General features: G+C 25.5%; 26 protein-coding genes. 9 read left to right on the top strand and 17 right to left on the bottom strand.

What is annotated here, in order from left to right; translation table 11 throughout:
• Window positions 1-6: 6 nt before the first annotated feature.
• The 4 genes from mutL to ACZ5TJ_RS07535 are packed head-to-tail and all read left to right on the top strand — an operon-like array spanning window position 7 to window position 4,562.
• Window positions 7-1,971 (top strand): DNA mismatch repair endonuclease MutL, encoded by a 1,965-nt coding sequence (mutL, locus tag ACZ5TJ_RS07550; protein ID WP_464198433.1) that lies wholly within the window; start codon window positions 7-9, stop codon window positions 1,969-1,971.
• 28 nt (window positions 1,972-1,999) lie between these two features.
• Window positions 2,000-2,929 (top strand): tRNA (adenosine(37)-N6)-dimethylallyltransferase MiaA, encoded by a 930-nt coding sequence (miaA, locus tag ACZ5TJ_RS07545; protein ID WP_464202294.1) that lies wholly within the window; start codon window positions 2,000-2,002, stop codon window positions 2,927-2,929.
• Window positions 2,930-2,974: 45 nt separating this feature from the next.
• The gene (hfq, locus tag ACZ5TJ_RS07540) at window positions 2,975-3,217 is read left to right on the top strand and encodes an RNA chaperone Hfq (RefSeq protein ID WP_039315940.1); all 243 of its coding nucleotides are present in this window, start codon (window positions 2,975-2,977) and stop codon (window positions 3,215-3,217) included.
• 58 nt (window positions 3,218-3,275) lie between these two features.
• Window positions 3,276-4,562, top strand: coding sequence for a methionine gamma-lyase family protein (locus tag ACZ5TJ_RS07535; RefSeq protein ID WP_464198430.1), 1,287 nt, complete (start codon window positions 3,276-3,278; stop codon window positions 4,560-4,562).
• A gap of 147 nt (window positions 4,563-4,709) precedes the next feature.
• On the opposite strand, the gene tnpA is transcribed toward ACZ5TJ_RS07535, so the two are convergent.
• Both tnpA and lexA read right to left on the bottom strand, forming a co-directional pair.
• The gene (gene tnpA / locus ACZ5TJ_RS07530; RefSeq protein WP_464198428.1) at window positions 4,710-5,165 is read right to left on the bottom strand and encodes an IS200/IS605 family transposase; all 456 of its coding nucleotides are present in this window, start codon (window positions 5,163-5,165) and stop codon (window positions 4,710-4,712) included.
• A 282-nt stretch (window positions 5,166-5,447) separates the two neighbouring features.
• Window positions 5,448-6,053 carry a transcriptional repressor LexA gene (gene lexA / locus ACZ5TJ_RS07525; protein ID WP_039315944.1) on the bottom strand — a complete coding sequence of 202 codons (606 nt, stop codon included), beginning with the start codon at window positions 6,051-6,053 and terminating at the stop codon, window positions 5,448-5,450.
• A gap of 156 nt (window positions 6,054-6,209) precedes the next feature.
• Here lexA and ACZ5TJ_RS07520 point away from each other — a divergent pair, with 156 nt between their 5' ends.
• Window positions 6,210-6,632 carry a hypothetical protein gene (locus tag ACZ5TJ_RS07520; RefSeq protein WP_464198424.1) on the top strand — a complete coding sequence of 141 codons (423 nt, stop codon included), beginning with the start codon at window positions 6,210-6,212 and terminating at the stop codon, window positions 6,630-6,632.
• 96 nt (window positions 6,633-6,728) lie between these two features.
• Window positions 6,729-7,289 carry a hypothetical protein gene (locus tag ACZ5TJ_RS07515; RefSeq protein ID WP_464198422.1) on the top strand — a complete coding sequence of 187 codons (561 nt, stop codon included), beginning with the start codon at window positions 6,729-6,731 and terminating at the stop codon, window positions 7,287-7,289.
• A 40-nt stretch (window positions 7,290-7,329) separates the two neighbouring features.
• Here the strand turns inward: ACZ5TJ_RS07515 and ACZ5TJ_RS07510 are convergent, their stop codons facing one another.
• From ACZ5TJ_RS07510 to ACZ5TJ_RS07490, 5 genes are all read right to left on the bottom strand, one after another.
• Complete coding sequence (locus ACZ5TJ_RS07510; RefSeq protein WP_464198420.1) at window positions 7,330-8,322, bottom strand: tyrosine recombinase XerC; 993 nt, start codon at window positions 8,320-8,322, stop codon at window positions 7,330-7,332.
• A 598-nt stretch (window positions 8,323-8,920) separates the two neighbouring features.
• Window positions 8,921-10,447 carry a DUF2828 family protein gene (locus ACZ5TJ_RS07505; protein ID WP_464198418.1) on the bottom strand — a complete coding sequence of 509 codons (1,527 nt, stop codon included), beginning with the start codon at window positions 10,445-10,447 and terminating at the stop codon, window positions 8,921-8,923.
• A gap of 190 nt (window positions 10,448-10,637) precedes the next feature.
• On the bottom strand, window positions 10,638-10,823 hold the full coding sequence (locus ACZ5TJ_RS07500) for a hypothetical protein (protein WP_039315951.1): 186 nt from the start codon (window positions 10,821-10,823) through the stop codon (window positions 10,638-10,640).
• Window positions 10,824-10,957: 134 nt separating this feature from the next.
• Window positions 10,958-12,349 carry a hypothetical protein gene (locus ACZ5TJ_RS07495; protein WP_464198415.1) on the bottom strand — a complete coding sequence of 464 codons (1,392 nt, stop codon included), beginning with the start codon at window positions 12,347-12,349 and terminating at the stop codon, window positions 10,958-10,960.
• A gap of 85 nt (window positions 12,350-12,434) precedes the next feature.
• Complete coding sequence (locus ACZ5TJ_RS07490; protein WP_464198413.1) at window positions 12,435-14,354, bottom strand: ABC-F family ATP-binding cassette domain-containing protein; 1,920 nt, start codon at window positions 14,352-14,354, stop codon at window positions 12,435-12,437.
• Between the two features lie 118 nt (window positions 14,355-14,472).
• Between ACZ5TJ_RS07490 and ACZ5TJ_RS07485 the strand changes: the two genes are divergently transcribed.
• Window positions 14,473-15,339, top strand: coding sequence for an LD-carboxypeptidase (locus ACZ5TJ_RS07485; RefSeq protein WP_464198411.1), 867 nt, complete (start codon window positions 14,473-14,475; stop codon window positions 15,337-15,339).
• Between the two features lie 20 nt (window positions 15,340-15,359).
• Here the strand turns inward: ACZ5TJ_RS07485 and ACZ5TJ_RS07480 are convergent, their stop codons facing one another.
• The 3 genes from ACZ5TJ_RS07480 to pulA all read right to left on the bottom strand — a co-directional run bounded on the left by ACZ5TJ_RS07480 (window position 15,360) and on the right by pulA (window position 18,369).
• On the bottom strand, window positions 15,360-15,764 hold the full coding sequence (locus tag ACZ5TJ_RS07480; protein ID WP_045724630.1) for a hypothetical protein: 405 nt from the start codon (window positions 15,762-15,764) through the stop codon (window positions 15,360-15,362).
• A 92-nt stretch (window positions 15,765-15,856) separates the two neighbouring features.
• Window positions 15,857-16,249: a hypothetical protein gene (locus ACZ5TJ_RS07475; protein ID WP_054199597.1), complete on the bottom strand. Its 393-nt coding sequence runs from the start codon at window positions 16,247-16,249 to the stop codon at window positions 15,857-15,859.
• 98 nt (window positions 16,250-16,347) lie between these two features.
• Entirely contained in the window at window positions 16,348-18,369 is a 2,022-nt protein-coding gene (gene pulA / locus ACZ5TJ_RS07470) for a type I pullulanase (protein WP_464198408.1), read from the bottom strand.
• Window positions 18,370-18,544: 175 nt separating this feature from the next.
• Here pulA and ACZ5TJ_RS07465 point away from each other — a divergent pair, with 175 nt between their 5' ends.
• Complete coding sequence (locus tag ACZ5TJ_RS07465; protein WP_464198406.1) at window positions 18,545-18,841, top strand: hypothetical protein; 297 nt, start codon at window positions 18,545-18,547, stop codon at window positions 18,839-18,841.
• Window positions 18,842-19,149: 308 nt separating this feature from the next.
• Here ACZ5TJ_RS07465 and ACZ5TJ_RS07460 read toward each other — a convergent pair whose 3' ends face one another.
• Together ACZ5TJ_RS07460 and ACZ5TJ_RS07455 are read right to left on the bottom strand one after the other, a co-directional pair.
• Window positions 19,150-19,905, bottom strand: coding sequence for an exodeoxyribonuclease III (locus ACZ5TJ_RS07460; protein WP_464198404.1), 756 nt, complete (start codon window positions 19,903-19,905; stop codon window positions 19,150-19,152).
• An 83-nt stretch (window positions 19,906-19,988) separates the two neighbouring features.
• Window positions 19,989-21,404 (bottom strand): glycoside hydrolase family 1 protein, encoded by a 1,416-nt coding sequence (locus ACZ5TJ_RS07455; protein WP_464198402.1) that lies wholly within the window; start codon window positions 21,402-21,404, stop codon window positions 19,989-19,991.
• A gap of 137 nt (window positions 21,405-21,541) precedes the next feature.
• Between ACZ5TJ_RS07455 and ACZ5TJ_RS07450 the strand changes: the two genes are divergently transcribed.
• On the top strand, window positions 21,542-22,252 hold the full coding sequence (locus tag ACZ5TJ_RS07450; RefSeq protein WP_464198400.1) for a GntR family transcriptional regulator: 711 nt from the start codon (window positions 21,542-21,544) through the stop codon (window positions 22,250-22,252).
• A 20-nt stretch (window positions 22,253-22,272) separates the two neighbouring features.
• On the opposite strand, the gene ACZ5TJ_RS07445 is transcribed toward ACZ5TJ_RS07450, so the two are convergent.
• The 5 genes from ACZ5TJ_RS07445 to ACZ5TJ_RS07425 all read right to left on the bottom strand — a co-directional run bounded on the left by ACZ5TJ_RS07445 (window position 22,273) and on the right by ACZ5TJ_RS07425 (window position 25,776).
• Window positions 22,273-23,628, bottom strand: a complete 1,356-nt coding sequence (locus tag ACZ5TJ_RS07445; RefSeq protein WP_464198398.1) for a DUF711 family protein — start codon at window positions 23,626-23,628, stop codon at window positions 22,273-22,275.
• A gap of 16 nt (window positions 23,629-23,644) precedes the next feature.
• A complete protein-coding gene (locus ACZ5TJ_RS07440) occupies window positions 23,645-23,914 on the bottom strand; it encodes an ACT domain-containing protein (protein WP_464198396.1) in 270 nt (89 codons plus the stop codon).
• A 34-nt stretch (window positions 23,915-23,948) separates the two neighbouring features.
• Window positions 23,949-24,077, bottom strand: a complete 129-nt coding sequence (locus ACZ5TJ_RS07435; RefSeq protein ID WP_278321691.1) for a hypothetical protein — start codon at window positions 24,075-24,077, stop codon at window positions 23,949-23,951.
• Window positions 24,078-24,173: 96 nt separating this feature from the next.
• Window positions 24,174-24,515, bottom strand: coding sequence for a DUF5658 family protein (locus ACZ5TJ_RS07430; protein ID WP_464198392.1), 342 nt, complete (start codon window positions 24,513-24,515; stop codon window positions 24,174-24,176).
• A gap of 157 nt (window positions 24,516-24,672) precedes the next feature.
• Window positions 24,673-25,776 carry a DUF6398 domain-containing protein gene (locus tag ACZ5TJ_RS07425; RefSeq protein WP_464198390.1) on the bottom strand — a complete coding sequence of 368 codons (1,104 nt, stop codon included), beginning with the start codon at window positions 25,774-25,776 and terminating at the stop codon, window positions 24,673-24,675.
• Between the last annotated feature and the right edge of the window lie 16 nt (window positions 25,777-25,792).

Here is a 25,792-nt window from a genome sequence, read left to right as displayed (position 1 = left end):
TGTACTTTGAAAAGAATTAATTTATTAGATGAAAATACATCAAATAAGATTGCAGCAGGAGAAGTTGTTGAAAGACCTTCTTCTGTTGTAAAAGAATTAGTTGAAAATAGTATTGATGCAAATTCTAAAAATATAACTATAGAAATAGAAGATGGTGGATGTTCATTTATTAAAATTATTGATGATGGAGATGGAATTCATAAAGATGATATAAAGAAAGCTTTTCTTCCTCATGCAACAAGTAAAATACAATGTGCAGAAGACATATTTTCTATAAATACTTTAGGCTTTAGGGGTGAGGCCCTTGCGTCTATTGCATCAGTTGCTAAAGTAAATTTAAAGACTAAGCCACATGATAGTTCATTTGGTAGAGAAATAATAATAGAAGGCGGAGAAATATTAGAAGAAAAAGATTGTGGAGTAAATAGTGGCACTACAATAGAAGTTAAAGACTTATTTTTTAATATTCCAGCTAGAAAAAAATTCTTAAAATCTTTTACAAGAGAAGGATCTATTATAACAGATATAATAAATAGAATTTCAATAGTAAATCCAGATATTAGCTTTAAATTGTTTAACAATGGTAAAAAGGTTTTGCATACATTTGGAAGTGGAAATACAAAAGATGTACTAAGAGTTGTGTATGGTAAAAAAATTAGTGAGAATTTGGTTTACTTTGAAGGTACTAGAGAAGAGATATCTATATCTGGGTATATAGGAAAAGAAGAGATTGCAAGAGGCTCTAGAAATAATCAAAGTATTTATGTAAATGGTAGATATATAAAAAATAAGACTTTAGTTGCAGCAGTTGAGAATGCATTTAAATCATTTAGTACTGTAAATAAGTTCCCATTCTTTGTTTTATTTATAGATGTATATCCTGAATTTGTTGATGTTAATATACATCCAACTAAAGCAGAAATCAAATTTAAAGATGATAGAATGATGTTTAAAATAGTCTTTGATTCAGTTCATAAGTATCTTAAAGAAGCAATTTTTGATGATTTTAAGTTACCTGAAGAATATATGAATATAACTAAAGAAAATCAAGCAGAGAATTTAGAACTTAATATTAAATTTGAGGAAGATGAAGTTAAGTTTAATTCTTTTGAAAAAAACGATAAGATTTTTAAAGAAAATTCTATTGATTACTCAGCACAAATAAAAAAAGAACAAGATGAACTTTTAAAGTTAAAAGAAAAACTTAATAATACAGATTTTTCAATTCATGAAAATAAAAATGATATTAAAGATAATATTAATGACTTAAGCTATTCATCCGTAGATACTAATAAAGAAGCTATAAATAGTGGTGTATTATATAGTAAAGAAGATGAAGATTTAAATAAAAATATCTCTATTAAAGAAACTATAGAAGAGAGGATTGCTAAATTCCCTCCCCTTAGGATAATAGGACAATTTAATAAAACTTATATTATAGCTGAATTTAATGAAACATTATACTTAATAGATCAACACGCTGCACATGAAAAAATATTATTTGAAAAATATATAAAATCAATAAGTGAAGGATCTATAATTATACAACAATTACTAGTACCAACATTAATAGAGCTTTCTACAGATGATTTTATATTTTATATAGAAAATCAAAAGATATTTAAAGATGCAGGCTTTACTGTAGAAGAATTTGGTGGCAATACAATTTCTTTAAAAGAAGTACCTTACTTTTTAGGTAAACTAGATCCTAAAGATTTATTTTTAAGTATAATAGATGATCTTAAAAAAATGGGTGATGGTAAAACTATAGATATTAAATACAATAAAATTGCAACAATGGCTTGTAAAAAAGCTGTAAAGGGTAATGATACATTAACTGAACGTGAAATGATTAAACTTGTAGAGGATTTAAGATTTATAGAAGATCCATTCCATTGTCCTCATGGAAGACCTACTATAATAAAATTTACTAATAACGATTTAGAAAAGAAATTTAGAAGAATTGTTTAAAATAACTTGAAGGACTGATAATTAAATGATAAAAGAAGATATATTAGTATTAGGTGGTCCTACAGCTGTAGGTAAAACTGACCTTTCTATAAAACTTGCAAAAGAACTTAATGGAGAAATAATATCAGCAGACTCAATGCAAATATATAAATATATGGATATAGGTTCAGCTAAAGTAACAAAAGAAGAAATGGATGGAGTTAAGCATCACTTAATAGATATAGTAACTCCAGATAAGCCATTTTCTGTTGCTGAATATAAAGAACTAGGTGAAGAGGTAATAGAAGATATCTTAAGTCGTAAAAAACTTCCTATAATAGCTGGAGGAACAGGTCTTTATATAAATGCATTAACATGTAATATGAACTTTACAGAAGCTCAAAAAGATGATGAATATAGAAAATTTTTAGAAGAAGAGGCTGATAAGTATGGAAATGAATATATTCATGAACTTTTAAAAGATATTGATGAAGAAAGTTATAAAAATATACATGCTAACAATAGAAAAAGAGTTATAAGAGCATTAGAGGTATATAAATTAACTGGTAAACCATTTAGCTCATATGGATCAGGAGAAGACTTTTATAATTATAAATATAATGTACATTATTATGTATTAAATATGGATAGAGAAAAACTATATTCAAGAATTAATAAGAGAGTGGACATTATGATGGAAAATGGCCTAGAAGATGAGTGTATAACTTTGAAAAAATTGGGGTATACTTCTTCTATGCAATCAATGCAAGGAATAGGCTACAAAGAAATGCTATATTATTTAGATAATAAGATTTCATTAGATGAAGCTATTGAAATGATTAAGAAAGGATCTCGTAATTATGCTAAGCGTCAACTTACTTGGTTTAGAAGAGATCCAAGAGTTAATTTTTTAAATAAAGATGAATTATCTGATGGAGAAATTATAAGAAAAATAATTAATGACATTAATAATAAGTAGTTGTATAATGTATTTAAGGTGTATTGGTTAATTGGGAGGTGTCTTATGAATAAACAACAAAATAATTTACAAGATATATTTTTAAATGGCGCAAGAAAGAACAAAATACCTGTAGAAGTATATTTAACAAATGGATATAAACTAAAGGGTTTTGTAAAGGGATTTGATAGTTTTACTGTTGTGTTAGACTGTGATGGAAAGCAAATGCTAGTTTATAAACATGCAGTTACAACAATAACACCTGCAAAGCCTATCTTGTTTGTAAATAATGATTTAGATAACGCTTAATAAATAGGCACATTGTTGCCTATTTATTTTTGTGTTTAATTTAATATAGGAGGATAAGATGTTAAAAGCCACAGAAGAATTAGTTATTAAAAATTATAATATTAAGGAAAATGCTTTTAAACTATATAAACAAGCATTAAATGATGTTCAAGAAGAGTTTAAGAGATTAGATGAAATAAGAGAGTTTAATCAATTAAAAGTATTAACAGCTTTTCAAGAAGAAAGAATAAGTGATAGTCATTTTACAAACTCAACTGGATATGCCTATGATGATTTAGGAAGAGAAGGACTAGATAAAGTATATGCAAGAGTATTTAATACTGAAGCTGCAATAGTAAGACCTCATTTTGTAAATGGAACTCATGCAATAGGAACTGCTTTATTTGGAAATTTAAGACCTGGAGATACTTTAGTTGCAATATCAGGACAGCCTTATGATACTTTACATGGTGTAATAGGTTTAAATGGTAATAAAGGCACAGGCTCATTAATTGATTATGGAATTAATTATAAAGAAGTAGATCTTATAGATGGAAAGTATTTTGATTTAGAAAAAATAAAATCTGTAATTTTAGAAGATAATACTATAAAGATGGTACATATTCAAAGAAGTACTGGATATAGTACAAGATATTCTCTTCATTTAGATCAAATTGAAGAGGCTATAAAATTAGTTAAAAGCTTAAGAGAAGACATAATAGTATTTGTTGATAATTGTTATGGAGAATTTGTTGATATAAAAGAACCTACAGATTTTGGAGCTGATTTAATGGCAGGTTCCTTAATTAAAAATATTGGAGGAGGAATATCTCCAACTGGTGGATACATAGTAGGTAAACAAGATTTAGTTGAAAATGCATCTTATAGATTAACTGTTCCTGGCATCGGAGGGGAGTGTGGTGCAACTCTTGGAGTTATGAGAACATTATTCCAAGGATTCTTCCTAGCACCTCATGTAACCATGGAAGCAGTTAAGAGTTCAATATTATGTGCTAGAGTTATGGAGCTTGCTGGATTTAATGCAAAACCAGCTTCTAATGAAAGAAGAACAGATATAGTACAAACTATTATATTTGGAGATAAAGAAAGACTAATACAATTTATAAAAGGAATTCAGTTTGGATCTCCTATTGATTCATTTGTTCATTGTATACCTACTCCTATGCCAGGTTATGAAGATGAAGTAATAATGGCTGCAGGTGCCTTTATTCAAGGTTCATCAATTGAATTATCAGCTGATGCTCCAATAAGAGAACCTTATATTGCTTATATACAAGGTGGATTAACATTTGATCATGCTAAAATCGGTATTTTAATTGCATTAAATAGAGTTTTAAATTGTTAATCATAACCACCCGTCCAACGGGTGGTTTGCTCTGGGGCTATAAGCCCAAGTGTTACCGGCTAGCGTCTAAAGGCGCTAGCTTTCACTTTGTTCAAGCTACTTGCCTTTGCCACTTTTGCTACCCCTAAATGGGTGACGTATTACTTTTTAACCCTTAAAAGGGTCTTCATACTCTCTTACACTTAACTTATCTATCGCTATATCATGTTTTTCTTGCTCTTGAATATATTTCTTTATTGTTGCTTCATTTAATCCAACCGTACTTACATAGTATCCCTCTGCCCAGAAATGTCTATTTCCAAACTTGTACTTTAAATTTGCATGCTTATCAAACAACATTAGTGCGCTTTTACCTTTTAAATATCCCATAAAACTTGAAACACTTATCTTTGGAGGGATGCTCACAAGTATATGTACATGGTCCGGCATTAAATGTCCTTCTATTATTTCTACTCCTTTGTATGCACACAGTTGTTTTATTATATCTCTAACACTTGCCTTGTATTGATTATATATAACTTTTCGTCTATACTTTGGAGTGAACACAATGTGATATTTACACATCCATTTTGTGTGAGATAAACTATTAGTTTTATTAGCCATTAAAATCACCTTTCCTTTCATTATATCGTAGCCTGAACAACTACATTATATCGGAAAGGTGATTTTTTTGTATAACAAACCGCTTCCGCACCCGCATAGCAGGTGGTTTAATGTTTCGTACGCTATTGCGCACTCAACAGGCTTAAAGCCAATAATAAAAAAAGGATTTACGTTTGTAAATCCTTTTTTAGCTTTTATAATAATATTATCTTTAATTTTAACATTTATCTGTATTTTATAAAAAAGTTATAGAGTCACATGCTTTATATGACTCTATAACTTTTAATAAGATCTAAAAATACCAACTAACTTGCCTAAAATTTTGCAGTCATCTATTATTATAGGATTCATTGCATCATTTTCAGGTTGTAATCTTATATAATCATTCTCTTTAAAAAATCTTTTTATAGTTGCACTTTCATCAATTAATGCAACTACTATATCTCCATTATTTGCAGTTTGACACTTTTCTATTATAGCTAAATCATTTTCATGAATACCTGCATTTATCATACTATTACCATATACTTTAAGCATAAACAGCTCTTTATTATGTTTAATATAATCTATTGGTAATGTAAAAGTATCTTGAATGTTCTCTGTAGCTAATATAGGAGTACCAGCTGTAATATCACCGATTATAGGAATATTTATCATTTCACGCTTTGGTTGAGATAATTCTACAATTTCAAGCGCTCTAGGCTTAGTTGGATCTCTCTTTATAAGACCTTTTTTTTCTAATCTTTTTAAGTGACCGTGTACTGTTGAAGTTGATTTTAGGCTAACAGCCTCACAAATCTCTCTAACAGATGGTGGATAACCTTTATTTTCAGTAAAGTTTTTTAAAAATTCGTATATTTGACTTTGTTTATCCTTACCCTCTAACATGGCATAGCACCTCGCATTCTTTGTATTTATTATAGCATAAGGTATTTTATATATCAAACTTATGTTCTTAAAACATATGTTCTATTTGAATTAAATTTAATTATTTGTTATAATCAAATTCTAATATATACACTAAAAAGGTGGTGTAAAGTAAATATGAAGTATACAGATGATGATTACTGTGATTTATATGAAAATAAAATTTGTGACAACTGTGGTAAATGCCTAGAAGATGAAGGTATTGATATAAGAGCTATAAAAATAGAAGATATAGCAAAGAATGTTGAAGAAAATAATATATTAGAAGAAGAATGGAAAGCTATGGTTGCTAAAGCTCAAAATATAGATCCTTCAGTTGATTCAGAAGATTTAGAAAAAGCTCTAAAAGAAGCATACTCAGCACTTAATTTTAATGATTTAAAAGTAGATGAATCATATGAAGATTCAGAGTATATAGATGCTTTTGATAACATAACTTATTTAGATGATGTAAATCTTGTAGAAGATGATTTAGAAGATCAAACTGAAGAAATTTTCCCAGGTGTTAGAAGAATAATAAAAAAGAATAAAATAGATTAAGAAGTGAATTTTTCACTTCTTTTTTTATTATGAATAAATTCGTTTATAAATCTAAATACTAAGTATGAAATTATAATTTAGATAGGAGAGATATAAATGAAAAAAAATAAATTAAACAAATTGATATTATTTGCTACAGTTATTATGTCAGCAGCTTCATTTGTAGGTTGTAATACAGCAAAAGAAGCTGCCGATAAAACAAAAGCAGGTATGAATGAAGCAAAAAATAGTGTAGAAAATACTACAGAAAATGTTAAAAACAAAACAGAAAATGCAATTAAAGATTTTACTGAAGAAGAAAGTAAATTTGACAAAAAAGCATTAATGAAAGACTTAGAAGCAAAAGGATTTGATCCTAAGGGTGCAGGAACTTTAAAGAAGGACTCAGAAAAAGTAGCATCAGTTGATGGAGAATTAATTAAAATAAAAGGAGGGGAGATTAGGGTATACGAATACAACAAAGATCAAAAAGGTTTATTTGATTCAGATGTAAACATGATCCAAGAAAATGGATATAAAATAAATGGTAATAAAATAGATTGGAAAAATGCACCTCATTTCTATAGAAAAGGTAGAGTAGCAGTAGTTTATGATGGAAATTCTCAAGAAATTGTAAAATCATTATCTGAAATTTTAGGAAGTCCTTTTATAGGATAATGTATTAAATATAAAAGTGGTTAATTATAATTAACCACTTTTATATTTTTGCTAAAGGATTTGATTTTACAGCTTCTCTTAATGTTTCATCATCAACATGAGTATATATCTGAGTTGTAGAAATATTTTCATGACCTAATATACTTTGTAGGGAACGAATATCTACATCACCATGTTTATACATTAATGTTGCAGCTGTGTGTCTTAATTTATGAGGAGTATATTTCTCATCTTTTAATCCAGCATTTTTAGTATAGTTTTTTACCATTATTTCAACTGTTCTTTTATTTATAGGATTTCCACGATTAGAAAGGAATAAATATTTAGCTGACTCTGTATTTGATTTTGAAGTATCCCTAACTTTCATATAGTCATTAAGAGCTTTTAGGCATGCTTCATTTAAATAAACAGTTCTTTCCTTATTACCTTTACCTATTATAGTTAACGTATCACCAGTAATCTTATCTAGCTTTATATTACAAAGCTCTGATAATCTCATTCCACAATTTAAGAAAAATGTTATTATACAATAGTCACGATAATAATTTTTATTATTTTTATCCATGGATTTAAGCAGTTGAATACTTTCATTAAGATTTAAATAAATTGGATGTCTTTTATTTATTTTTGGTGATTCTAATTCTAATGTTGGATTTTCATCTATAATTTTAGCTTTGTTTTGAAGAAATTTAAAAAAAGATTTCAACGTTGCAACTTTTCTTGCTCTTGCATAAGAACTGTTATTTCTATATTTTTCTAAAAAGCTCATAAAAGCATATAATTCTGACAGTTTTATATTTTTAACAAAATCTTGTTTTATGTCAGATATATCAATATCTTCAAATTCACATTTTTCATTTTCTAAATTGCCTCTATAAAGCTTTAAAAATCTAAAAAACATAGTTAGATCTATTCTATATGCGTCAATTGTATTCTGTGATTTACCTTTTATAGTTTCCAAATAATTTAAAAAATCAATAACAATTGAAGGTAATGAGTCATTTTTTCTAAGTTCTTTAAAATCATATATCATTTTAAAACACCTTCTTGATTTATATTTATGTACATCATTTTACCATAAAAATATGATATTTCCTAGATTAAAGAACAATCGTTCCTAAGATTAAGAAAAGTATTTATTTCTTTATAATACATTTTAATTTTTTAGTCTAAGAAGCATAGAATAACTGACCTTAACTGACTTTATTAATTCTGAATATTAAAATAATTCTTAATATAAAAAATAAATTTATTATTCAAAATATAAAGAAACATTCAAATACATATAAAATTTTTAATATTATAAATTTAAAAGCACTTTATCAAATTTCATTAAAAACTATTAATCTTCGTCTTAATTCACCTTAAAATTATATATTATTTCGCTAAATGGTTATTTAGCGAAATAATTTTAGCTTGTTTTATACGTGAAAATATAAAAAATATGATTTTTATACAGCGTTTTTCATCTAGTTACTTTTACTGATATTGCCAGTGTCGATTTGCTTGTAAAAATTATTTTAAGTTTGTATAAAAACATAGAAAACTACTTCTAAATTTTTTTGAAAATATTTTTTTGTAGAAAAATGAAATGAGATATAATTTACTTATATCTCATTTATTAACAGTAATTAAATTTTATATCTTTCATTATTAAGCAACTTTTCTAAAAAAACTAAATCTTTATCAAAATTGTCATTTAAGGAACTTTCTTCATCGTCAGAAATATTATCATTAATTATGGAGTTAAAAATTTTATAATTAAAACCATGTAATAATTTTATATCATCTAAATGATCTAGATCCTTAAAATTATTATTTTTTTCATTTAGCATACATATTTTAATCTCTGGAATCGTATAATTGCAATTATCCCATTTTTCTTTTATATTTTCTAAATTAAAGTGCCATTTCTCTAAGTTTGAACATATGTTCGCATCTCCTATTTTCATTTCCTCTAAATCATGAATAAGGAACAAAATTCCTGAAGGAAGCTCTTCATCCTTAATGTCATTCTTTATAGCTGCAAATAGTATTAAGTCCATTATAGTTTCTATATCTATATTTTTAGAAATAGAATTTTTTATTACTTCTTTAATTATTTCTAATAAATCATTAGTTTTTATTTTTTTAAAATTAACTATATCACTTGTTTTAAAAAAGTAATTTTCAAATCTTCCTACATTATTAAATAAAAAATATAAATTTAAAACTAAAATTTCTAAAAGATACCTGGTTTCATTTTTTAAATCTACTTCTTTTAAACATGTTGCCACTACCCAGTTTCCAGATGTTTTTTCATTACATTCTTTAAGAGAATTTTCAAACTCCTCTATATCATTATTCAAATAATTTCCATTAAGTAAATTTCTTAATCTTGATATATATTTTTTTTCTAAAATATTATTTTCTGTAATATTAACTCTTGAGGATCTATGCTGGTTAAATCGTTCAGGATCTTTATTATTAAATGATTTATAATATTTTCTATAGGCCAATTTAGGAACTTTTTCATAATCAATTTCATTCCATCTATTTAACGATATTTTTTGTTCTGTTAAGTTAATTTTCCCTCTTAGTGTCGAAAGCAACTTTCTATATTCCTCATATGATAAGCCTAACCCATCTGCAGTTTTTCTACCAAGTCTCCTACTCTCTTTAGATGATGTATTAATTGATTTTAACCATTTACAAAGATTTGATGGTTTATCGCTTAAACAATCCTCTTCTATTTGTATTTTAAAATAGTCAATAACATCTTTTTCGTATTTAGTATCAAATAAACAATAAAGATCATCATATCTTCCTATTTTTATAATTAAATTTATATATTTATTTAATGGTTTATCATAATTTAAGGCTATATAAAATAAACACTCTTTAAATACTTCCCTCATTCCTAAGCCGAATTTTATATCTCTTGAATAAAGCAATATCTTCATAGTAGATTCAAAATCTTGGTTTAAAGCATTTTTTAATATAGTCTTATTTAATTTTGTATTTTTTGAATTTACATTTAATAGATGTTTATATAATGATATTAAAACCGTATTATCTTTAGATTCTAAGCTTTTAGAATCACCATAAATATCTTCATATATATCATTATCTATATTCAAAATTTCTTCTTTTAGTTTATTTAAAAAACTTATTGGCATAATTAAAATTCACCTCTTACCTTTACAAGACACATTAATTAATGAAATATAAGCTTATAGTGTCTTTACTTATACAAGGCACTATAATTTCATAATTAATTGCTTAAAGTACCTTTACAATTAATATGTATGCTTTAAATATACAATAAATACATTAAATTATAAAAAAATAAGAAGATAGTACCTCTTCTTATTTCACTTCTTTTATCCAGTTGATTAAAGATTTCTCTATATACTCTGATTTAGAAAATCCATTCTTAAATACACGTATTTGTTTATATTGAATACCTTTTAATTCAAAGTCTAGTACATCTATTCGCTCTCCAGAGATTCTTAAAAAATCTCTTCTACCCTTTAAACTTATTTTTAATTCCATATATATCACTCCAAACATCATCTTGTAGTTATATAATTTATTTTCAAATTATTTTTTTATTATATATCACTAAAAATATTTTATCAAATAAAATGACACTTTATAAAGAAAAATCTCTCTATAAAGTGTCATTTTTAATTAAATATTTTAGACCAAAAGCCTTTCTTTTTTGAATCTTTTGTTTTTTCAACTAATCCTTTAAATTCTGGATAAGTTTCCTTTATTGTAGGTGTATTATTAATTATATTGTTTTTTATTTTATTATATAAATCGTACTTTAATTTAAATTTATTTCTATTTTTATAAAGAATTATTTCTATTTCAGTTGCTCTATATAATGCCTCTTTATTATCTTTATCCATTCTATATGCTTCAAATAACATCTTACTATAGTTTAAAATTTCTTTTGAATATGTTGAATAATCTTCTTCACTTTTCTCTTCTATTTTGCTCCAACTATCTGTTATTGCTAAATAGTTAGAATAAATCATATCAGTAAGTATTTTCGATATGTTAGATGCTATTTTCTTTTTATCTATTACCATTCCCTTCATATAGTTAACAGTTTCAATTGCACTTATAATTGAATAATATTTTTGGAACGCTACATTTATAAAATCATTAGATGCACTTTCTTTAACTTCTTGTATAACATTATTAGTTATATTTATAAATTGTTTTGTAGCATCATCTTTAGTTATAGTAGCTAAAGATGTATTAGTATCTAATGCGACTAACCCTGATACAACTTCATTATCCTTAATTATTAAACTTTCATCTAGAGAACTTTTTAAATTATGTTTATTGTTCTTTATAGTATTTAATAATTGACCATTTGAGTCTAATTCAATAGTTGTATTTTTAATATCTGAAATCTTTTCTTTGTTCTTATCAATCATTAATTTAAGTAATTCTACATTATAATTATCTAATCCAAGCTTTACTCTTTGTTTTATAAGACTATTCAGTATTACTATAGTTTGTTCTAAACTTAAAATATTTTCAGGATATATGTCCCAGCAGTATTCAAATACTTTATTGCATTGATTTAAGTTATCCACTATGAAGTTTAGCTTTATACTCTCTTCATATTTAGTATTCTTTAATTGATCTAAAAGCTTAGTTGCTCTTAGTAAAATGATATTATATGTTTTCTTTGAAAGATAACTTCTAACTTCTTTAATTTTGATTAAATCTCCATAGATTAAATTTGCTGTTTCAGCTGCTGTAATAAGCGAAATAGTCTTCTCTATAAATAAGGCTATTCCTTCATCATTAAAGTTTTGTTGAAGTTCTATAATCATATTTTTGCATTGAGATATAGTTGTTTTAGTCAAGTTTGTTTGAGCAACTTTTATTAAAAATGGAATTTCTTCACCATCTGCTTTTAAAATAACGTCTTGAACTTTTTTTAATGCATTTAATAATTCCTTTGAGTCAGATATATATTCTTTTGTAGTTTGCATTTCAATCTCATTGCGCTTTTGTACAGTTTCTAAGCTGTTATTTACTTTGTTCTCTCTCATAATTGACCTATCCCCTCTTAAAGATATAAATTAACCTATACTTTTAATTATATATCTTTTTCAGATTTTTCCAATGTTTTTTATTTTAATTATTAAACTTTTTATTTTCTTTTATTTTTTTATCTAGTTCATTTAGATATTCTTGTCTTTCGTATTTTTCAAGAAGCAGAAGCTCAGTCTCTTCTTTTTCTGAAATAAGCTCCTCTAATTTAGAATAATTTGTTGAATTAAGTTCAATTTCTTCTTGAATATTTTCAAGTTTCTCTTCTAAATCAGATACTATTTTATCTATTTCTTTAAATTCCTTTTGTTCCTTAAATGAAAACTTTAATTGTCTATTTTGATTTTCTCTTTTTGGCTTTTCTTTTTTTACTTTTGGTTCATTTACTAATGTATTGTTACCTGTACTATTTTTAATCTCTTTTTGTATTAAGTAATCACTATGATTTCCATGATATATTCTAACATTACCATTACCTTCAAAAGCAAAAATTTTATTACAAACTCTATCTAAGAAATATCTATCGTGAGAAACTACTACCACAACACCTGCATAGTCATCTAAAAAATCTTCAAGTATTTTTAAAGTTTCTATATCTAAATCATTTGTTGGCTCATCGAAAATTAAAAAATTAGGTGACTCCATTAAAACTCTTAGTAATTGAAGTCTTCTCTTTTCACCGCCTGAAAGTTTTTCAATAGGTGAATATTGCATGCTTCCATCAAATAAAAATCTTTCACATAAAGTTGATGCAGATATTTTACTTCCATCATCTGTAGGTATATACTCTCCACCTTCTCTTACAAAGTCAATTACTCTTTGATTTTTATCTAATTCTTTTCCATCTTGAGAAAATACTCCTATTTTAACTGTTTCTCCAATATTAATTTCTCCACTATCTTGTTTTATAGCTCCTTCTAACATTTTTAAGAATGTTGTTTTACCAGCTCCATTGTCTCCAACAATTCCTATTCTGTCTTCTTTAGTGAATATATAATTAAAATTATTTACTATAACTTTATTATCAAAAGATTTATTTAGATTTTCTATTTCAATAATTTTTTTACCAAGTCTACTACCTACATAATTTATTTTTATATCAGTATTATTTTCAACATACTCTTTATTAACTAGTTCTTCAAATCTGTCTAGTCTAGCCTTTTGTTTAGTTGTTCTAGCTTTAGCACCTCTCTTTACCCACTTTAATTCATTTCTTATAAGTGCTTGTCTTTTTGCCTCTTGATTTTTTTCTATTTCTATTCTTTCAACTTTTTTTTCTAAATATTTTGTATAGTTACCTTCATATGAGTATAAATTACCTCTATCTAATTCAATTATTTTATTTGATACTCTATCTAAGAAATATCTATCATGTGTTATCATAACAAGCGAACCTTTTCTTCCGTTTAAGTACTCTTCTAACCATTCAATCGAATTTGAATCTAAATGGTTAGTTGGTTCATCTAATATTAAAAGTTCACACGGAGTTATTAATGCAGATGCTAAAAATACTCTTTTTCTCTGTCCACCTGATAAATTAACCATTTTTTCAGAATAATTATTTATTCCAAGTTTGTTTAAAATACTTTTTGCTTCGTTTTCGAGACTCCATAAATTTAATGTATCTATTTCACTTTGTAATTTAATAAATCTATCATTTAAAGATAAATCGCCACTTTCTATCTTACTTAGAATATCTTCATATTCCATAAGTAATTTCATTTCTTTAGTGTCACCTTTAAATATTTGTTCTATAACTGTTGTGTCATTGTTAAATTCAACGTCTTGAGATAAATATTCAATACGTATATTTTTACCCTGAGTTCTTGTTCCATCAAAAAAATCTTCTTTTCCTGCAATAATTTTTAAAAAGGTAGACTTTCCTGCTCCATTTATTCCTATTAATCCAATTTTATCTCCATCATTAATTCCTAAAAATACATCTTTAAGAAGTGTTTTTTCACTATAGCTTTTATTAATATTTTCTAATGTAACTAAATTCATCTTTCTAGCTCCTTCATGTTGATTAATTAGTAATCTATTATAATACATTCTATCAAATTTAACTGTAATATAAAAGAAGTTAGTATATAATAATAAGTATAGTTTATGAGGTGATAGTATGATTTTAAAAGAAAATGATAAAGTTATGTTAATAGCGTGTTCAAATGAATTACCGCTTAGTTATTCAAAGTATATAAGAGAAATTACTAAAATTTTAAATGATTTTGGCTTAGATGTTGTTTTATCTTATGCATTATACAGAGAGGCGAACAAATGTTCCAGGGGCTTAAAAAGGGCACAAGCTCTTATGGATGGGTTTAAAGATAATAGTATAAAATGTATTTTTGATGTTTCAGGTGGAGATTTATGTAATGAAATTCTTCCCTATTTAGATTTTGATTTAATAAATAAATCTAAGGCTATGTACTATGGATATAGTGATTTATCAGTTCTACTTAATTCTCTATATAAAAAGGCAAATAAGAAAGCATATTATTATAATATAAAAACTATATTAACAGATGAAGGTAAACAGAACTTTTATAATACGTTTATAAAAGAAAACTCTTCTTATAATTTATTTAAATCCTGGAAATATAAATGGATATGTGGAAATAAAATAACAGGAGAGGTTTTAGGTGGGAATATACGTTGCACATTAAAATTATCTGGAACAGATTACATGCCATCTTTTAAAAACAAAATTTTATTTTTAGAAAGTAATAGTGGAGATATTATAAAAATTAGAACATTTATAGCCCAATATAGAGAACTTGGGATCTTTAATGATATAAATGGTATAATCCTTGGTGAATTTACAGAAATTGATTTAAATAATGAAGAGGATGAGTTAATAGAACTATTTAAGGATATATGCATAGAATTTAATCTTTCACTTATAAGAACAAAAGAAATCGGTCACAGTAATTCAAGTAAGGGGATTTTAATTGGATCATATATTAATTTAAATAAACCTATGGAATAAAATATATTCCATAGGTTTATTTAAATTGCAAGTTCTATTTTCTTAAATGCTATTGATTTAGTTAAATTTTTACTTTCCTTATCTATAGTTATTTTATATATATTCTGACAAGCCTCTTCACGCCATTTTTTCATATATTTTGGTGTAGCAATTACAGAATAATAATAATTTTCCTCTATTTCATCTGCAAATTCTAAATAGGATAATATGCTCCTAGTATCTAGTTCAATATTAGATTTATCCAAATTGTTATATATTGGCAAGAAATATTTCATTGGTATTTTATAATTATATATACCTCTTATTTTCTTACCAGAAAGTATTGCCCTATATAATAATCTATTTTTATGTATATCTTCTTCTTTTATTCCTAATTTAAATATTGGCTCTCCTAGTCCATTTTTATCTATACGTATTTTTATCATTTTAACACCATTCTCTTCCAAATATTTCCAAGGAAATATGCTAATATTAAAAAAGCTAAATGACAATTGCCATTTAGCTAAATATATTAGAATTATTTCTTAAGTTCTTTAAAGTATTCTAAAAGTATCTCTTTTTCACCATCTAGAAATTCATAATTGTCAATTGTTCTCTCGTTTATCCATTCTATTGCTTTTACATTTTTCCCAAGATTCATATATTCTTTTATTTTTCCACTATATAAAAGAATTGACTCATTGTTATCTTTGTTTATTTCAAGTTCAGTTAAAGGCTCTAAATCAAATACAAGTGTATTTAAATCTTCTTTAATTGAACTAACTATACATTTCTCATCTGTTTCTTTACCTTTTTTTAATCTTCCAACACATTTCCATAAACTTTTTTCTTTTTTCTTTCCTTTTTGAATAATTAATACATTGTTGAAATCATCTTGAAGAATTACTGAACATCCAATAACTTTTCCCATGCCTTTACCCTCCTGTTTAACTTTTGTAAAATAATTTATTTTTCTTTTTATCTAATTCGATAAAAAAATACTAATTCCTTCTTTTATTTGTAGATTTTTTAACTAAATTTAACTAAAATATATCCGCATATCTTTTGAGCATTAAATTTACTTTCAAAAATGTTGTATTTATCAGAATCAATTGTATTATTATAGCTACTATATACAAGAGTCCATTTACCATCTGGTAATGTAATATCTATACTTTCTTTATTAGCGTTATAAATAACTATGATATCCTTATAATTATCATTTACCTTATTTCCATTTATTCTAAAAGAAACTACTTTATCACCATTAAACTCATTATCCTTTTTTAGAAAGTATAAATTTTCTTGTATAAGCTTAGAACTTTCCATTCTAAATGCAGGATGTTCTTTTCTTATTTTAATTAAATTTTTATAACACAAAAATACTTCATTAAACTCTATTTTTCTTATCCACTCTATCCTATTTACATAATCTGAAGAATTATAACTATTCTCAATTATATTCCCATTTATATCACATTTTGTTCTAAGTATCTCTTCCCCACCTTGTATAAACGGTATTCCTTGTGATGTGAAAATTATAGTTGCAGCAAGTTTATTCATAAGAATTATATCAGCCATACTTTCATTTAGGTTGGATAAATTAAGTTTATCAAAAAGGGTTAAATTATCATGTGATGAAGCATAATTGATAGTTTGATATGGTTCATTTGCCCAAAAAGAATTTGAATAATTAACTTTATTTATATCTATATCTTTATGATATGTAGATGCAACAACTCCAAATTTTATCGTTTCTTCAAGCCCTTCACTCCCACTAACAAATCCTTTTGCACACCTATAAAAAGTACTTCCTTTAATTCCATCTCTTATATCATCACTAAACGCTGCTATTTGTTTATTTGAAAATTTATTTATATTATTCTTTATAGCTCTAGTATTATATTCTAATACTGTATCTCCACCAGTCCATCCTTCCCCATACAAAATTATAGAAGTATCTATTTTATCTAATTCATCTCTTATTATATTTATAGTGTCTAAGTCATATAATCCCATTAAATCTAACCTAAATCCATCAATATGAAACTCACTTGTCCAATATTTAATTGAATCTACTATAAACTTTCTAACCATTTTTCTTTCAGATGCTATTTCATTGCCACATCCAGATCCATTTGAAAATCCTCCAAACTCATTTTGTCTATAATAATAATTTGGAACTATTTTATTTAAATTAGAGTTCTCAGTTTCAAATGTATGATTATAGACTACATCAAGTATTACTCTGATTCCATTATCATGAAGTGTTTTAACCATAGTTTTAAATTCTTTTATTCTTACTTCACCGTTAAATGGATCTAATGAATAAGAGCCTTCTAATGCATTATAATTTTGTGGATCATATCCCCAATTATAGGTATTTTGATTTTCTTTACTTTCATCAATAGATGCAAAATCATATACGGGTAATAAGTGAACATGTGTTATTCCAAGTTCTTTTAAATGTTCTAGACATGTTTTTGTATTACTTCCTGTTATATTTGTACTTTTTTCAGAAAATCCAAGGAACTTGCCTTTATTCTTAATGGAAACTCCTGAGTTAGCATCAATAGAGAAATCTCTTATATGAATTTCATATATACTTGATCCTTGAAAAGATATAAAATCTGGTCTTCTATCATTGCTCCACCCTTTAGGATTAGTTTCATTTAAGTCAACAACTTGAGACCTAAGACCATTTATAGAAACAGATTTAGCATAAGGATCTACTACTTCTTGTATTACATCACCATTTACAATTAAATAATTATAATATTGAAGATTTAGATCTCTATTTATTTTTACTTCAAAAATTCCATTTTGTCCTGGATTCATTTTTATGATCTCATATTCTTTATGTTTTAAATCCTTACCCTCTTTTCCATATAATAATAAAAATACTTTAGAAGCTAATGGCGCCCATATTATAAATTTACTACTATTTTTTGAATAATTAACTCCTAAAGAACCATCATAAAAAAATAGCTTTTCAAATTTATATATATCATTTTTCATTAAAGTACTTAAATGCTCATAATTATCTGACATATTAAAAACTCCTTAATTACTTATTTTCTTTACACAAAAATATTGGTTAAAACAAATATTAGTTTACATAATATTTAATATGAATATTAATTTATATATAATTTTATTTTAGATTATCTTTATAATTCATATTATGATAAAATAGATACTACTATTACTTTAAAGGAGTTTTTATATGAATAATTTTTCAGTTGATGAACTTATAATAATAATAAAAGAAATTATTTCCGCTAAAAAAGAAGAGGAATTATTTGGATTAGACATGGAAGAAAATTATAATTTCCCATATAATATAAATGTAAAATTAGAAAACCTATCAAATAATGATTATATAAGTTTATTTGATAATTTAGAAACAATAGCTAATAAAGTAATTGTCAATTATAATAACGAGCTTAACTCATTGAACCTTTTGCATGAAGAAATATTAGATGAATTAAATAAATTAAAAACACTAGATATTAATATCTAGTGTTTTTAATTTATTTAGTCTTATATATCCCATATAACAAAATTAGTAATATTATAATAAATGGAAATATTCCAACTAAATAAATTTTATTATTAAGATAACTCAAAGAGAAGTGATTAAACAAAAAGGGAATTATAAATAAACCAATAAGAATAATAAATATAGAAATATATTTTTTTATTAATTTAATATATTTACCCAAAAATAATCTTACCTAAATTATAGTCTACACTATATACTATTCAAATATACTTACTAAAGTTACAAAAAAAGTAAAGCATTAAATATTTAATGCTTTACTTAAAAAATTATTTTATTTCTAATTCTATAGGACAATGATCTGATCCTAGAATTTCAGAATGTATTTTAGCATTAATAAGTTTATCTTTTAAAGAATTAGAAACTAAAAAGTAATCTATTCTCCATCCAGCATTATTTTTTCTTGCATTAAATCTATATGACCACCAAGAATATGCTCCTTCTAATTCAGGATAAAAATATCTAAATGTGTCTATAAAACCTGAGTCTAATAATATACTAAATTTCTCTCTCTCTTCATCACTAAATCCAGCATTTTTTCTATTAGTCTTTGGATTCTTTAAATCAATCTCTTTATGAGCAACATTTAAATCTCCGCATACTATTACAGGTTTATTCTTTTCTAACTCCTTTAAGTAATCTCTAAATACATCTTCCCAAGCCATCCTATAATCTATTCTAGCTAATTTATCTTGAGAATTTGGAGTATATACAGTTACAACATAATAATCATCAAATTCTGCTGTAATAACTCTTCCTTCAGTATCATGCTCTTCTATTCCTAATCCATATTTTACACTAATAGGTTCTTCTTTTGTAAATAGTGCAGTTCCTGAATATCCTTTCTTTTCTGCATAATTCCAATACATATGATAATCTTTTAAATCTAAATCAATTTGTCCTTCTTGAAGTTTTGTTTCTTGTATACAAAAAATATCAGCATTAACTTCATTAAAATAATCTAAAAATCCTTTTTTTACGCAAGCTCTTAATCCATTTACGTTCCAAGATATTAACTTTTTCAAAATATATACCTCCTTCTTTTGTTTATATTTATTATAGCATTAATTTATATAAGTAATTATAAATTAATACTAATAACTTTTAACTATTTAATTTCTACAGTTAAATCGAAAGAGTTTTCTTTTGAAACTTCCTTAATCCATAATCCTGATTTTTTTATAGTCTTCTTACCTGTATTTAAATCAAGTGATATATATCCATATCTATTTCTATAAGCATTACACCATGACCAACAATCTATAGGAGTCCATAAATGATATCCAAAACAATTTGACCCTTCTTCTATTCCTTTACTTAAATAGTAAAGATGTTCTTGTATGAATTCGATTCTATAATCATCTTCAATCATTCCATTCTCATTAACATATGCTTCTTCACCTTTAACTCCCATTCCATTTTCAGAAACATACCAAGGTATATTGTTATAATTTTCCTTTATATTTATTGATATATCATATAGACACTTAGGATATATCTCCCATCCTCTATATGGGTTCATTCTTTTATTTGGCATATCATATCTATCAAAGTACATATCAGGCATCCAACCTAAGTTTTTATCAAACTCTGATTCTTTAGCTTTAACTCTAGAAGGTTGATAATAGTTTACTCCTAAAAAGTCTACAGTATTATTTTTGATTATATTTTCCTCTTCACTAGTTGATTCCCATAAAACATTATCTTTTTTAAAGATTTTAATTAGATTTTCTGGGAATGTTCCTTTTACTGCAGGATCTAAAAATAATCTATTAAAGAAATTTTCTACAAACTCAGAAGCTTCAATATCTTTTTTATCTTCTGATCTTGGATAGGCAGGTGTTAGATTTAAAATAGTACCTATTTTACCGCCATTTTTATTATAATTACCTTCTTTAAATACTTTTATTGTTTTAGCTGATGCTAAGTTTAAATTAAAAGCAACTTGTATAGCTTTTTTACCATCAACTAAATTAGGATAATGGAATTTATATAAATATTGACCTTCTACTACAACTATAGGTTCATTAAAAGTTGTCCAATATTTAACTCTATCACTAAAAAGCTTAAATGCTGTTTCTGCAAATTTTACGAATAAATCTACAACATGTTTTGATTCCCATCCGCCATACTTATTGTACAGTTCTATTGGGAGATCAAAATGATGAAGATTAATTACAGGCTCCATTCCATTTTCTATACAATTATCTATAACATCATTATAAAATCTAATAGCATCTTCACACGCTTCTCCTGTTTCAAAATCTTTTATAAGTCTTGTCCATTGAATTGATGTTCTAAAAGAATTTAAGCCTATACTTGCTATTTGCTTTAAATCTTTTTTGTAATCATTATAAAAGTTTGAAGTTACATTAGGACCTACATTATCATAAAAAATATCTGGCTCAATTTCATACCAATAATCGAAAACGTTTTTATGAAGCTTATTAAAATCTCCTTCTGATTGTGGACCTGATGTGGCAGCTCCCCACCAAAACTCTTTTGGAAAACTAACTTTACTCATATTATAATACCCTCCTAAATTTTGTAATTGTATTATAACTTAATAGACGAACTTTGTCTATACATATTATTAAATAATATATACCAATTTGCATTTATATGATATCATATAAATAACGATTTTATCTTGGAGGATTTATGAATAAATATTTAGAAATATCAAATACGTTGTTAAAAAGAATAGAAATTGGATTTTATGATAATACATCTAATCCTATTCCAAATGAAATAGAATTAGCTAAAGAATTCAATTGTAGCAGAATGACTTTAAGAAAAGCCATTGATATTTTAGTAAAAGAAGGGCTTATATATAGACGTCGTGGTGCAGGAAGTTTTATTAGAGAAAGTGTTTGTAATGAAAAATTTTCTTTTGATAATACAAAGCTAAAAGGTCTTACTAAATCTATAAATACAAACATTAAAAATACAGTATTATCATTTAAAATTATGTTTCCAGAAGAAAATATAGCTAAAGCACTATCAATAACTAAAGATACTCCTGTATATGAAATAATAAGAATTCGTTATATTAATGATTATCCATATGTAATAGAAAAAACATATATGAATGCAAATCTTATAACTGGTATTAATGAAGAGGTTTTAAAAGAATCAATTTATGATTATATAGAAAATAGACTTAATTTAAAAATTGATGGTTCTAAAAAGATATTAAGAGCAGACATAAGTAATGATTTAGATAAAAAATATCTTTTATTAAAAGATATTGAACCTGTCCTTGAAATTGAACAAATAGCTTATTTAAGAAACGGTTCTCCTTTTGAATATTCATTTTCAAGACACCGTTATGATAAATTTGAATTTACATCTTTTACAACAAAAAATTAAAGAATAGATTAATCTATTCTTTAATTTTTAAAAGAATGTATAGGAGCTGGAATTCTTCCACCTCTTTTTATAAATTCTTCTGATGAATTATTATTAATTTTCATTACAGGTGCTCTTCCTAAAAGCCCACCAAATTCAACCATATCTCCAACTTTACAACCTGGAGCTGGTATTATTCTAACTGCAGTAGTTTTATTATTTATAACACCTATTGCAGCTTCATCTGCAATCATAGCAGATATTGTAGATGCATTAGTATCCCCTGGAATTGCAATCATATCCAATCCAACTGAACATATGGCAGTCATTGCTTCTAACTTTTCTAAATTTAATGAACCATTTAATACGCTATCTATCATCCCGGCATCTTCAGAAACAGGTATAAACGCTCCACTTAGGCCTCCTACATGTGAGCAAGCCATTACCCCACCTTTTTTAACAGCATCGTTTAAAAGTGCTAATGCTGCTGTTGTACCATGTGTTCCTACTCGTTCAAGTCCCATTTCCTCTAAAATATGTGCAACAGAATCTCCAATAGCAGGAGTAGGTGCTAAAGATAAATCAACAATTCCAAAAGGAATATTAAGCCTTTTAGATGCCTCATTTCCTACTAGTTGTCCCATTCTTGTTATTTTAAAAGCCGTTTTTTTAATTGTTTCTGAAACAATATCAAAAGGCTCATTTCTAACTTTTTCTAATGCCTTTTGAACTACACCTGGACCAGATACCCCAACATTTATTATTTTATCAGCTTCTCCTACGCCATGAAAGGCTCCAGCCATAAATGGATTATCTTCTACTGCATTTGCAAATACAACTAATTTAGCGCAGCCTAATCCTTTATTGTCTTTAGTTAAAAGTGCCGTTTTCTTTATTATGTGACCTAGCTCTTTAACTGCTTCCATATTTATTCCTGTCTTACTTGATCCTACATTTACAGATGCGCATACTTTATTTGTTTCTGCTAAACTTTCAGGAATAGATTCTATAAGTATTTTATCTCCTTTTGTATATCCTTTTTGAACTAATGCAGAAAATCCACCTAAAAAATCAATACCTATGTTTTCAGCTGCTTTATCTAAAGTTTTAGCTATATTAACATAACTATTACAATCTAATGCTGATGCTATAATAGATATAGGAGTTACTGATACCCTCTTATTTACTATAGGAATTCCAAATTCATCTTCTATATTTTTACTAACTTTAACAAGATCTTTAGCTGATTTTGTTATTTTATCATAAATTTTATCTTGTAATCTTTTCTCATCTGAATCAATACAATCTAATAGTGAGATTCCCATAGTTATAGTTCTTATATCTAAATTTTCCTCTTCAATCATTCTTATCGTTTCAAATATGTTATTATTATTCAAAAAATCACCTCCAAAATTAAATTGTATGCATTGATTTAAATATTTCTTCTCTTTGAATTCTAATGTTTATATTTAGCTTATCACTTACTTCTATAAGTATATTTTTTATTTGTTCAAATGAACTAGTAGATTCGTTTAAATCTACTAACATAATCATTGTAAAATTTTCATCCATTATTGTTTGACTAATATCTAGTATATTGATATTAAGTTTTGCAAGTTCTAAGCTTATAGAAGACACAATCCCCACTTTATCTTTACCTATAACTGTTATTATTGCTTTCATTATAATATCCCCCTTTTTAAGTTAACTAATTTTATTATTTAAAAAATTCATAATTAATATCATCATGATTTTCTTTTTTAGTATTTTTATTATCCTCAAAATAATTTCCTTCATTTATGCTTAATAATATCAATTCAATCAAATTTTTAACTCTATTATCCATAAAAACCACCTTTTGTACAATATATACTAAATATTACAACTAATATTTAAATATTTCAACTTAATATTTATATTTTTATTATTTTTATTTATAAATTTATCTAATTAATAATACTATCCATAATATGTGAGATAAATTTATAAAGATATATATTAAAACTGCAAAACAAATAATTATATTAGAATAGAATAATTGTTTTGAATTTGCGTGTTTCATTCTTCTACAAAGAAATAATATTAGCATTAAAACAACAAAAACTTTTAGAAAAATACTAAGTAATGGACTAGATACTACATCTACCATTATTGAATTTGCTTCCATGAAATAACCTGTTTTTAATAATAGTAAAGTTAACACAATATCACTTACATTAAGAAAATATAATAGAAAAAGTTTTCTTTTTAGATTATTATAATCATTCGCTTTTATAAACTGCATATATTTATGCCTCCTATATATAGAAATTAATGTTATTTTATCCAATAACTTATTTTTTATTACATAAATATATTCCTAGGTTATAAAGTGTAGAATTATAAATATTATATATAAATAAAAAGTAGATTCAGGTGAATCTACTTTTTATTTTAATTAGTTATATTACAAATTCTTTTTTTATTTCTTTTAAAATATTTATTGCATCTGGAACACTATACCATGCTTCATACCCATAAAGCATATAATGAATTGCCTCTTCATGTGATCTAAATCTTTCAATTATAGGTAATTCTTTTGGTATACGTTTCATCTTTAGTATATATGGAATAACGAACTTATTATATTGAATAGCTTTTCTTAAAGCAATTTTTCCTTCTCGTATATTTCCAATTTTTATATTGAATAATGCTTTACTATAGTAACTAGCTGTTAAGTAATCATTTTTATATTTATTTAAAATTTCATTTGTATAATTATCTTTATTAGTTATAATAGTCCAACTTAATAAAATGCTTCTTATTATTAATCTATCTTTAGGATTATTTCTAAGAAGATTCATACATATTTCAGTTGCTTCATCTCTATTCTCTGTTAACCATAGATGATTAGCTAATCTATATTGAGCGCCTAAATATGGTGTTAATTCTTCTTTTAAAAATTCTTCTTTTTTTAATCTATTTATATCAGTTACTCCTAATATATTTATAGAAGCCTTAACAGCTTTTCTAAGTAAATTTTCTTTTTTAGAATCAGTTAAACCTTTATCGTTAGCAAGTATTATATATGCATCAGAACAATCTTTACATATTTCTAAAGCTTTATTTGCAAGCTTTACTCTCTGCTTGAAATTTTTTTGATTATAAGCTTCTTTTATAATTTCTTGAGCTTGTATATAATTTTCGTCTGCTATTGTCTTAATTACTTCAAAATTTAATTCTTTATTATTACAATCAGATGATTTTATATTATTAATCATTTTCTCAACATCTTTAGATCTTTTAAGTCCAGTACTACTACTTACGTTGAAAAATTTATAAATATTACTAATTTTTATATCCATTTGATTTTTAACACAAGTGTTATGAGCTATACCACATGCCCAAGCTTCACATTTACCCTTTAAAAGCTCTTCACTATAATTATCGAATAAAAGTTCACTAACTTTAAAAAAATTATTCTTTAATTTATCTTCTAAATTCTCTTTTATAAAAGCTTCTATTAATTTATTAAGTTCAGTCTTTCTTATTATAATTTCTTCCATTTACATTAATAGCTCC

The organism is Clostridium budayi, from assembly GCF_055396605.1.
The sequence above is the reverse complement of the archived record's forward strand: the minus strand, read 5'-3'. Positions and strand labels throughout refer to the sequence as shown.